This is a genomic window from Serratia sp. P2ACOL2, from assembly GCF_003691565.1.
Taxonomy (GTDB): Bacteria; Pseudomonadota; Gammaproteobacteria; order Enterobacterales; family Enterobacteriaceae; genus Serratia; species Serratia liquefaciens.
In genome coordinates, this window is record NZ_CP033162.1 from 4,907,694 (window position 1) to 4,918,514 (window position 10,821).

7 protein-coding genes and 1 riboswitch are annotated in these 10,821 nt (G+C 55.6%); of the genes, 5 read left to right on the plus strand and 2 right to left on the minus strand.

The annotated features are described in order from the left end of the window. Positions 1–58: 58 nt before the first annotated feature. Positions 59–466: a phosphate-starvation-inducible protein PsiE gene (gene psiE, locus EBA31_RS23555; RefSeq protein WP_020837183.1), complete on the minus strand. Its 408-nt coding sequence runs from the start codon at positions 464–466 to the stop codon at positions 59–61. A gap of 221 nt (positions 467–687) precedes the next feature. Here psiE and EBA31_RS23560 point away from each other — a divergent pair, with 221 nt between their 5' ends. Beyond that, complete coding sequence (locus tag EBA31_RS23560) at positions 688–2,124, plus strand: capsule assembly Wzi family protein (RefSeq protein ID WP_122080345.1); 1,437 nt, start codon at positions 688–690, stop codon at positions 2,122–2,124. A gap of 63 nt (positions 2,125–2,187) precedes the next feature. Here the strand turns inward: EBA31_RS23560 and pgi are convergent, their stop codons facing one another. Next, the gene (gene pgi, locus EBA31_RS23565; protein ID WP_122080346.1) at positions 2,188–3,834 is read right to left on the minus strand and encodes a glucose-6-phosphate isomerase; all 1,647 of its coding nucleotides are present in this window, start codon (positions 3,832–3,834) and stop codon (positions 2,188–2,190) included. A 273-nt stretch (positions 3,835–4,107) separates the two neighbouring features. Between pgi and EBA31_RS23570 the strand changes: the two genes are divergently transcribed. From EBA31_RS23570 to EBA31_RS23585, 4 genes are all read left to right on the plus strand, one after another. Beyond that, on the plus strand, positions 4,108–5,916 hold the full coding sequence (locus EBA31_RS23570) for a sodium:proton antiporter (protein ID WP_020837186.1): 1,809 nt from the start codon (positions 4,108–4,110) through the stop codon (positions 5,914–5,916). A 52-nt stretch (positions 5,917–5,968) separates the two neighbouring features. Then, positions 5,969–6,161, plus strand: a riboswitch (Lysine riboswitch). Between the two features lie 108 nt (positions 6,162–6,269). Further along, a complete protein-coding gene (lysC, locus tag EBA31_RS23575; RefSeq protein ID WP_122080347.1) occupies positions 6,270–7,637 on the plus strand; it encodes a lysine-sensitive aspartokinase 3 in 1,368 nt (455 codons plus the stop codon). Positions 7,638–7,782: 145 nt separating this feature from the next. Then, the gene (gene panS / locus EBA31_RS23580) at positions 7,783–8,700 is read left to right on the plus strand and encodes a ketopantoate/pantoate/pantothenate transporter PanS (protein ID WP_020837188.1); all 918 of its coding nucleotides are present in this window, start codon (positions 7,783–7,785) and stop codon (positions 8,698–8,700) included. A 416-nt stretch (positions 8,701–9,116) separates the two neighbouring features. Next, on the plus strand, positions 9,117–10,793 hold the full coding sequence (locus EBA31_RS23585; protein WP_122080348.1) for a ShlB/FhaC/HecB family hemolysin secretion/activation protein: 1,677 nt from the start codon (positions 9,117–9,119) through the stop codon (positions 10,791–10,793). Positions 10,794–10,821: the final 28 nt, after the last annotated feature.

Sequence of the window (10,821 nt, forward strand, 5' to 3'; positions counted from 1 at the left end):
CTTTCCGATCGATACCTGTGTCTTCGGCGGCCCTATCGGGCCGCCATTTTTATTTCTGCTATTCGCGTTTTAAGCGGTCGGTATTAGCCAGGTAGAGCGTCACCACCAGTAACAATATCGCGGCGGAATAAATTAGCGTATCGATTGGGTTTTCATGATCCACAATGATCAAACGGATAATTGCGGTGATGCCGATATAAATAAAGTAGCGCAGCGGAAAGTGATAGCCAGATTCAAAATACTTAACAATCAACGCGATAAACTCAAAGTAGAGAAAGTAAATCACAATCCCTTCAATCAAGAGATAAGACGTGGATTCCTCGTTGTTGACAAATAAAACTTTCGCCAAATGAATGGTTTCTTTCACCAAAAAAACGATCAGGATCGCTGCCAGCAGCAACAGCCCAACGTTCAGCACCCGTTGCAGCCCTTTGGCCACCATCACGGAGCGGGAGGTTTTTGCCATAGTTATTCCCCATAAAACTTATTGAAATTATCCGCGCATCCTAACATAGGCATTATCTTAAAAATTAACATCTGCACGAAACAGAGAAAAAATAAATATTATTCAATAGGTTATAATAAAACGTTTCATATGGATATATTTGTAGCAAATTGAAATGTCAACTATGATGGGTCATAGATCTTTACATAAAACAAACAACTCGAATTAACAAGGGAATATTTATGCGCGCTAAGCTTAACGGACTGGTCGCCGCAGGCCTGTTTACCTGTGCATTAACCGGCCATGCCAGCGGATTGGTAACCCCTGATAATGACCTGCGCAACGACCTTGCCTGGTTGTCGGATCGCGGCGTCATCAACGTCAGCCTGTCCACCTGGCCACTGAGCCAGGAAGAAATTAGCTCGGTCATTTCTCAGGCCAAACCGGTAACCAATACCGAGAAAAACGTCATCGACCGCGTTCAACGCCGCGTCGGCGAACTGAAAGCCAATATCCGCGTCAGCGGTTACGCCGCTACCGATAAGCCCGGCACGCCACAGGGTTTCGGTCAAAACCAATATGCTGACCAAAGCCTGACCGTTGGCGCCGGCGCCAACGGCGAATTCTGGGACGTGCGTCTCCAGGGCTCAGTCGAAGGCGATCAACGCGTCAGCGACGGTTCCAAATTCAACCTCAACGGCTCCTACGGCGCAGTGAAAATCTGGAACCAGTGGTTGTCCTTCGGTGAGGTATCCCAGTGGTGGGGACCTGGCTACGACGGCAGCCTGATCCGTTCCGACGCCGCACGCCCGGTTGCCGGCTTTATGCTGCAGCGCGCCGACCAATCGCCGTTTGAAACCCCTTGGCTGTCCTGGATTGGCCGTTGGCAGTACCAACTGACGGCGGGTCAGCTGTCGCAATACTCTTCCGTACCTGATACCAAGTTGATCGGCGGCCGTCTGACCATGATGCCGACCAACTTCCTCGAGTTGGGTGCTTCGCGCATCATGCAGTGGGGCGGCAGCGGCCGACCACAGTCCTTTAGCTCCTTCTGGGACGCCTTCACCGGCAAGGACAACGATGACTCAGGACAAGGCAACGATCCCGGCAACCAGCTCGCCGGTTTCGACTTCAAGCTGAAAATGCAGCCGTTGATTGGTCTGCCTGTCAGCCTGTACGGTCAGTTAGTGGGTGAAGATGAAGCGGGCTTCCTGCCATCGCAAAATACCTACCTGCTGGGGCTGGAAGGCCATCCTGAATGGGGCCCAACCACTATCAACTGGTCTATTGAAGGGGCAGATACCCGCTCCGATATGAGCCGTAAAAACTATGTTTACACCCACTACACCTATAAAGGTGGCTACTACCAGCAAGGTTATCCACTGGGCCACGCTATGGGCGGCGACGGGCAAATGCTGTCCGGCCGCGTAGAGATGGTGTTGGACGATGGCCAACGTTGGAGCACCCGCCTGGTGTACGCCAAAGTGAATCCGAACAGCCAAACCGTGAACAAGGCGTTCCCGAAATCCGACACGCTGAAAGGCATTCAGTTAGGCTGGGGTTACAACTTCGACTCTCAGGTCAAGTTTGATACCAGCCTGTGGTACACCGACAACAACGCCAGCACCGCCGATGACGTAGGCGCAGGCATCAGTTTCGAAGTGCCTATCAATCTGTAATTCCTTCAGACGTAAAAAAACCCGCCAAGGCGGGTTTTTTATTGGTGTCAATTCAGACGCTAATTAACGCCATGCCTTGAAGCGGTTGATCAGCGCATTGGTTGAGCTGTCGTGGCTGCTGACCGCTTCATCACCCGCCAGTTCCGGCAGGATACGGTTAGCCAGCTGTTTGCCCAGCTCCACGCCCCACTGGTCGAAGGTGAAGATGTTGAGGATCGCGCCCTGGGTGAAGATCTTGTGTTCATACAGAGCAATCAGGCTGCCCAGACTGAACGGTGTAATCTCACGCAGCAGGATGGAGTTGGTTGGGCGGTTGCCTTCAAATACCTTGAACGGCGCTACGTGCTTAACCTCGTCCGGCGTTTTGCCCTGGGCGGCGAATTCTTCTTCTACCACTTCCAGTGATTTACCGAACGCCAGCGCTTCGGTCTGTGCGAAGAAGTTCGACAGCAGTTTTGCATGGTGGTCGCTCAGCGGATTATGGCTGATGGCCGGCGCGATAAAGTCACAAGGCACCAGTTTGGTCCCCTGGTGGATCAGTTGGTAAAACGCGTGCTGCCCGTTGGTGCCCGGCTCGCCCCAGATGATTGGGCCGGTCTGGTAGTCCACCGGATTGCCGTTGCGATCGACATATTTACCGTTGGATTCCATGTTGCCCTGCTGGAAGTAAGCGGCAAAACGGTGCATGTACTGGTCGTACGGCAGGATAGCTTCGGTTTCTGCACCGAAGAAGTTGTTGTACCAGATACCGATCAACGCCAGCAGCACCGGCAGGTTTTGCTCTGCCGGCGTTTGCGCGAAGTGTTTGTCCATCGCGTGCGCGCCGCTCAGCAACTGTTCAAAATTCTCGTAACCCACTGACAGGGCGATAGACAGGCCAATCGCCGACCACAGGGAATAACGGCCGCCAACCCAGTCCCAAAACTCGAACATGTTAGCGGTGTCGATGCCGAACTCGCCGACGGCCTTGCCGTTGGTGGACAGCGCCGCGAAGTGTTTCGCTACGTGTTTTTGATCACCGGCGGTGCTCAGGAACCAGTCGCGCGCGCTGTGGGCGTTGGTCATGGTTTCCTGGGTGGTGAAGGTTTTGGACGCCACCAGGAACAGAGTGGTTTCCGGGTTCAGCGGTTTGAGCGTTTCGGCGATATGGGTGCCGTCAACGTTGGAGACGAAGTGCATGTTCAGGTGATTTTTGTACGGGCGCAGTGCCTCGGTAGCCATATAAGGGCCGAGATCTGAACCGCCAATACCGATATTTACCACGTCAGTAATCGCTTTGCCGGTGTAGCCTTTCCAGTCACCGCCAATCACGCGGTCACAGAACTGTTTCATTTTGGCCAGCACCGCATTCACTTCCGGCATCACATCTTTGCCATCAACGATGATTGGGCTGTTGCTGCGGTTACGCAGGGCAATATGCAGCACCGCACGGTCTTCAGTACGGTTGATTTTCTCGCCGGCGAACATGGATTTGATCGCGCTTTGCAGATCGGTTTCTTTCGCCAGTGCCTGCAGCTTCTCCAGGGTTTCCGCGGTGATGCGGTTTTTAGAGTAGTCCACCAGCATCTGATCGTTGAAGGTGGCGGAAAACTTGGAGAAACGCTCTTTGTCCTGAGCAAACAGATCGCTGATCTGTACGTCTTTCATCTGTTCAAAATGTTGCTGCAGGGCTTGCCAAGCAGCGGTTTGACTAGGATTGATATTTTTCATAGCAACACTCTTAGGCTTGAGAATAAATGTGACGTGGTTGACCGATTGTAGCCTGTTCGACCGTGATTATGATCTCTTTTCTTGCGATAGGCGCTAACTGTCAATTGCCGCCGCATCGTTTCAGCACTTCCCCTATACTTTTGGATAACAGCCTGTTATCAGGGTTGCTTAACTGTCACTAAACTGTGTCAGGTTATCACCACGTCAATGACGTAATTAGGCTAAGGATGCGCGGCCAGCCAGGCTGCGGTGTGAACGACGAAGGACATGACTATGGAATTATCTGCCCCATTGATGTTGGTGGTTATTGGCTTGAGCTCATTGCTGGCGCAGTGGCTAGCCTGGGTGTTACGCCTGCCGGCCATTCTGCCGTTGCTGGTATTTGGCATCGTGCTGGGGCCTGTGGTGCATTGGGTTCAGCCGGACGCGTTGTTCGGCGATTTGCTGTTCCCGCTAGTGTCGCTGTCGGTCGCCATTATTCTGTTTGAAGGGGCGCTAACGCTACGGGTCGAGGAAATACGCGGCCTCGGCGGCGTGGTACGTAACCTGGTAACCATTGGCATGCTGATGACCTTCCTGGTGATCGGCGTGGCCTGCTGGTGGTTGCTGGACTTTCCACCGGAGTTGGCGGCACTGATCGGCGCGGTCACGGTGGTCACCGGCCCAACGGTGATCGCCCCGTTGATGCGCGTGGTGCGACCGAATGCCAATATCAACCAGGTACTGCGCTGGGAAGGCATCGTCATCGATCCGGTCGGCGCCATTTTTACCCTGCTGGTGTTCGAATTTATCGTACTGAAACAGCATTCAGAATCTTACACCCATCTGTTCTGGACGCTGGGCATTACCGCCGCCGTCGGCCTGGTGGCTGGCGCGCTGTTCGGCTATTTGCTGGGCCTGGCGCTGCGCCGCGTCTGGCTGCCGCGCTACCTGCAAAACCTGGCGGTACTGGCGATCATGCTCACCGCCTTTGGCGTGTCCAACGCCATTGCCGATGAATCCGGCCTGCTGACCGTTACCGTAATGGGCATTTGGCTGGCCAATATGCGCGATGTGGATACCAGCGACATTCTGGCGTTCAAGGAAGAGCTGTCGGCGATCCTGATTTCAGCACTGTTTATCATTTTGGCGGCGCGGCTCGACATTCAGGCCTTGTGGAACATGGGCTGGCCATTATTGGGCCTGTTGCTGGTGGTGCAGTTCGTCGCCCGCCCGCTGTGTATTGCGGTATCAACCTGGCGCTCTTCCCTGCACTGGCGCGATCGCCTGCTGCTATGCTGGATCGCTCCGCGTGGCATCGTCGCCGCGGCGGTCAGTTCGCTGTTTGCCCTAACGCTGCAGCGCAGCGGTTATCCGGGAGCCGATCGGCTGGTGACCGTGGTGTTCGCCGTGATCATCGGCACCGTGGTACTGCAAAGCCTGACCAGCGGCATGATGGCGCGTTGGCTGCGGGTACAGCAGCAAAAACCACGTGGGGTGCTGATTGTCGGCGCCAATAGCGTCGCACGTATGCTGGCACAGGCCCTGATGAAGTTGAATATTCCGGTGCTCGTCACCGACAGCAGTTGGGAATATTATCGCCAGGCGCGTATGGACGGCATCCCCGCCTATTATGGCCATGCTTACTCTGAGCATGCCGAAAACTATCTCGATCTCAGCGACACCGCACAAGTACTGGCGCTCTCTCCCAACCGCCACCAAAATGCGTTGGCGGTCTATCACTTCGGCCATATTTTTGGCGAAGGACAGGTGTTCGCCATCCGCTCCGGCGCCCCGCTGAAAGGCCGCGGCAACAGTGCGGAAAGTTCGCGCTTCCGCCGGCATGAGATCCTGTTCAATCAAGAGGCCACCTACGGTCGGCTAAGCAGCCTGATTGCCCAGGGCGCCACCATCAAAGCCACCAAGCTGAACGAGAACTTTGGCTGGTTGGAATATATAGAGAAAAATCATGGCGTTATTCCGCTTTTCAGCCAGCGGGAAGACGGCACGCTGCAGCCGATCGGCGCCGGTTTTGTCCCGGCAATGCCCTGTACGCTGATTGCACTGGTACAAGATGAAAATCCCTCAACTTCCGGACGTTGACAGCGGCACGATATCGGGCTATTCCTAACAGCCTACTTGCGCACCCGGTGTGCAAGCCAGAAGAGGCGCGTCGCCCAGGTAGAGTGTCAGAGGAGCCGTTTTCCAATGACGACGCTTGAGGGGGAGCGACGCCGAGGTAAGGTGATGCGCGGCATTCATCGTATCGACTACAGGGGCTGAATCCCCTGGGTTGTCACCAGAATTGTCCGTAAGGGCAATCAACAAGGTGGGGCGCTTCTGGGTGTATCGTAGCTTTCACTTCTACGTCTGCTCCCGTTTATCGCTCCCCCCTTGTGCCAAGGCTATGAAAAAAGTGCTCTCTGAAGAGGGCCACCCTGACACGAGGTTTTTACATGAACCAAGCAGCACCCCAGAATGCCACCGTTGTCGCCAAATTCGGCGGCACCAGCGTTGCCGACTATGAAGCCATGAACCGCAGCGCCGACGTCGTTCTCGCCAATCCGAACGTACGTCTGGTGGTATTGTCCGCGTCTGCGGGCGTCACCAACCTGCTGGTGGCTCTGGCCGAAGGCAGCGATGCCGACAAGCGTCACTATCAGCTCGACGAAATCCGCCGCATTCAATACGCCATTCTCGATCGCCTCGATAATCCGGCGGTAGTGCGCGACGAAATCGACCGTATGTTGGAAAATATCGCCATGCTGTCCGAAGCGGCCTCCTTGGCCACCTCCACGGCGCTGACCGACGAACTGGTCAGCCACGGCGAACTGATGTCTACCCTGCTGTTCGTTGAGATCCTGCGCAGTCGTGATGTGCAGGCCGAGTGGTTTGACGTACGTAAAGTGATGCACACCGACGATCATTTCGGTCGCGCAACGCCGGACAGCGCAGCGCTGAACCAACTGGCCCAGTCGCTGCTCAAGCCACGCCTGCAGGAAGCCCTGGTGGTTACCCAGGGCTTTATCGGCAGCGAGCCGAAAGGCCGCACCACCACGCTGGGCCGCGGCGGCAGCGATTACACCGCCGCCCTGCTGGGCGAAGCGCTGAGCGTCAGCCGGGTCGATATCTGGACCGACGTGCCGGGCATCTACACCACCGATCCACGCGTGGTTCCGGCGGCAAAACGCATCGATAAAATCGCCTTCGAAGAAGCCGCTGAAATGGCCACTTTTGGCGCAAAAGTCCTGCACCCGGCCACCCTGTTACCGGCCGTTCGCAGCGATATCCCGGTGTTCGTCGGCTCCAGCAAAGATCCGTCCGCCGGCGGTACTCTGGTGTGCAACACCACCGAGAACCCACCGCTATTCCGTGCGCTGGCGCTGCGCCGCAAACAAACCCTGCTGACGCTGCACAGCCTCAACATGCTGCACGCACGCGGTTTCCTGGCCGAGGTGTTCAGCATTTTGGCGCGCCACAATATCTCGGTGGACTTGATCACGACCTCCGAAGTTAGCGTAGCGCTGACCATGGATACCACGGGTTCCACCTCCACCGGCGGCAGCCTGCTGACCACTTCATTGCTGACCGAACTGTCGTCACTGTGCCGGGTAGAAGTGGAAGAAAACCTGGCGTTGGTCGCCTTGATCGGCAACAAGCTTTCCCAGGCCTGCGGCGTGGGCAAAGAAGTGTTCGGCGTGCTCGACCCGTTCAATATCCGCATGATCTGTTACGGCGCCAGCAGCTACAACCTGTGCTTCCTGGTACCGGGCGACGACGCCGAACAAGTCGTTCGCACCCTTCACCACAACCTGTTCGAATAAACTATTATCATCCTCTGCGGGCGCAGCATGCTGCGCCCCTACATCTAAAAAATCAGTCCATAACCGTAGGGGTTCAATTCACCGAACCCGCAAAAAAACACAACATCACCCCATCGTTGTTATTTGGCTAAGGAAAACCTCACTCATGCTGGCAAAATTTACCCGATTATTCCCCCTGTGGGCGGTGCTGCTCGCCGTCGCCGCCTACAGCACGCCCACCACCTTTACTGGTATCGGCCCCTACGTCAGCCCGCTGCTGATGCTGATCATGTTCGCCATGGGCGTCACGCTGCGGCTCGATGACTTTAAACGCGTACTGTCCCGCCCGGGCCCGGTTGCCGCGGGGATCTTTTTGCATTACCTGATCATGCCGCTGGCGGCCTGGCTGCTGGCAATGCTGTTCCATATGCCCCCGGATCTTTCCGCCGGCATGGTGCTGGTTGGCAGCGTTGCCAGCGGTACCGCGTCCAACGTCATGATCTATCTGGCCAAAGGGGATGTGGCGCTGTCAGTGACCATTTCGGCAGTCTCCACGCTGGTGGGCGTCTTCGCGACGCCGCTGCTGACCCGCCTGTACGTCGATACCGAGATCAGCGTCGACGTCATGGGGATGTTGCTGAGTATTCTGCAGATCGTGGTGATCCCTATTGGTCTGGGTTTGATCGTCCATCACACCTTTACCAAAACCGTCAAACGCATTGAGCCGATCCTGCCGGCGTTGTCGATGATCTGCATTTTGGCGATCATCAGCGCCGTGGTTGCCGGCAGCCAGAGCCATATCGCCTCGGTCGGGCTGGTGGTGATCGTGGCGGTGATCCTGCACAACGGCATCGGGTTGCTGAGTGGTTACTGGGGCGGCAAGCTGTTCGGCTTCGACGAATCGACCTGCCGTACGCTGGCAATTGAAGTCGGCATGCAGAACTCCGGGCTGGCCGCGACGCTGGGTAAAATCTACTTCTCACCGCTGGCCGCGTTGCCGGGTGCCCTGTTCTCAGTGTGGCATAACCTGTCCGGATCCCTGTTGGCGGGTTACTGGTCCGGCCGACCAATCACTAAAAAATAATTTCACCTCGGGGTGCAGTTCACATTTGCGCCCCGGACTCTCCTACGAAATTTCGTATTTCCCACTGGTCGGATTGTCAGAATTATCCCCATCCTCTATTATCCCCGCACAAAATAAAAATTCAGATTTTTCCCAGAGCTGCCGATAACCGCCTATAACGACGAGAGCGGAAAAGTCCAATTAATTTACTTTTTTAATTACCTCATTATGAGTAATTGAAGGGTAATTATTAAAAATATAAACAAGCAGCCTAATTATTATTTAGAAAAATAAAACCCAACTTCTTATTTTCCACTGGCGAATAAGAACCCCGCAATGTGATTGTCGCTCGCGATTCCGGGCCGGCCGTTGGCCGTCCGTTTATTGACCTCATGGATTGAGCAGGCCGCCCCAGCGGCTTCTCATAATGGATTACAATGATCAGAAAAACCGCCGCCCTGGCGCTGCTGTTTAGCACCGCACTCCCCGCCGCCACCCTGCCGGAAATGGGGGGGTTCTCACCGATGAGCGAATCGCGTCGCGCTTTGCAAGACGGTACGCGTGAAGTGAATCAACAAATAGAGCAGCGGCGCTACCAGCAGCTTAAACAGCAACAGTTGCTGGAAGACCCCGAACCCGCTGCACCGGCACTGCCACTTTCGGCTCAATGCCTGCCGATCGGCGGCGTGTATCTGCAGGGGATAACGCTGCTGTCGGCGAAAGATTTGGCAACGCTGAGTGCACTGCCAGAGCACTGCATCAGCAGCAACGACATCAATCGCCTGACGCGTGAATTGACCCGCTTATACCTGGATAAAGGTTATATCACCGCACGCGTGCAATTTATTCGCCCCAATGCCGAGGGTGAATTAGGCCTGCGTGTCACAGAAGGATTTATCGAAAAAATAGAGGGGGGCGATCGTTGGGTTAACAGCCAATTATTATTCCCTGGATTGGAAGGTCAGCCATTAAAATTAACCCAGCTCGATCAGGGATTAGATCAGGCCAATCGTTTGCAATCGAATAAAACCCGATTGGATATATTGCCGGGCAGCAAAGTGGGCACCTCCATTATTCGGCTGCATAATCAACATACTAAACCCTGGTTGCTGTCCGCCACTGTGGATAATTACGGCCAGAAGAATACCGGCCAGTGGCTGGCACGCAGCACAGCAACGCTGGACAGCCCTTTCGGCCTGTCGGACTTCGCCAGCCTGAACGTTGCCGGCACGCTGGACAACCCGGCGCAACGCTATAATCGCGCCTATACCCTGCTCTATTCCCTGCCCTACGGCGCTTTCACCTTCAGCGGCTTTGCCAGCTACTCGCAATACCTGAACCACCAGCAGTTGGTGTTCAACAGCTACAAACTGCACGGCCAGACCCAACAGTACGGTCTGCGCGGCGACTATGTGTTTTATCGCGATCGCGACCAGATCAATACCCTGAACGGGCAACTGACCCATAAGCGCATCACTAACTATTTCGAAACCGTACGTATTGGCCTCGGCAGCCCAACGCTCAGCTTGTTTGAGCTGGGCGTTAACCATCTGCAGATCCTGCCTACCGGGCTGATCAGCGCCAACCTCAGCGTGGAGCAAGGGTTGCCCTGGTTTGGCGCCGACCGTCAAAAGGGGGCCGGCCTGCCCGATGCCCAATTCACCAAGGGCAAGCTGTTCGTCAACCTCAACCAACGCCTCCAGCTTGCCGGTACCACTTACCAGTTGAGCAACTTGCTGTACGGGCAATACAGCCGCGATCGCCTGCCTGGCGTGGAATGGCTCAGCTTGACGGACCGCAGTGCGATCCGGGGTTTCAGCCGCAGCACGCTGTCCGGTGATAACGGCTGGTATCTGCAAAACACCCTTTCCCGCAGCTTCACCCTGGGCCAGAGCAGCCTCACTCCACGTATCGGCGGCGACGTCGGCCGGGTGCTGCCTCGCGATAACCGACCTTCCGGTTGGCAAAGCAGCGCGGGGTTGAGCGCCGGTGTCACCCTGCGTTACCAACGCGCCATGTTCGACGTTGAAGCCAGCCGCGGTTGGCTACTGTCCAGCCACTCAATGCCCGACGATCCGATACAGGTACTGGCACGCTTTTCGTACACCTTTTAGTTTGCGTTTTTTTGCACTACCACAGCGA

What these genes read in the sequence shown, in the direction of transcription:
- psiE (WP_020837183.1), bottom strand. Translation starts at nt 466, where the DNA reads ATGGCAAAAACCTCCCGCTCCGTGATGGTGGCCAAAGGGCTGCAACGG.
- EBA31_RS23560 (WP_122080345.1), top strand. Translation starts at nt 688, where the DNA reads ATGCGCGCTAAGCTTAACGGACTGGTCGCCGCAGGCCTGTTTACCTGT.
- pgi (WP_122080346.1), bottom strand. Translation starts at nt 3,834, where the DNA reads ATGAAAAATATCAATCCTAGTCAAACCGCTGCTTGGCAAGCCCTGCAG.
- EBA31_RS23570 (WP_020837186.1), top strand. Translation starts at nt 4,108, where the DNA reads ATGGAATTATCTGCCCCATTGATGTTGGTGGTTATTGGCTTGAGCTCA.
- lysC (WP_122080347.1), top strand. Translation starts at nt 6,270, where the DNA reads ATGAACCAAGCAGCACCCCAGAATGCCACCGTTGTCGCCAAATTCGGC.
- panS (WP_020837188.1), top strand. Translation starts at nt 7,783, where the DNA reads ATGCTGGCAAAATTTACCCGATTATTCCCCCTGTGGGCGGTGCTGCTC.
- EBA31_RS23585 (WP_122080348.1), top strand. Translation starts at nt 9,117, where the DNA reads ATGATCAGAAAAACCGCCGCCCTGGCGCTGCTGTTTAGCACCGCACTC.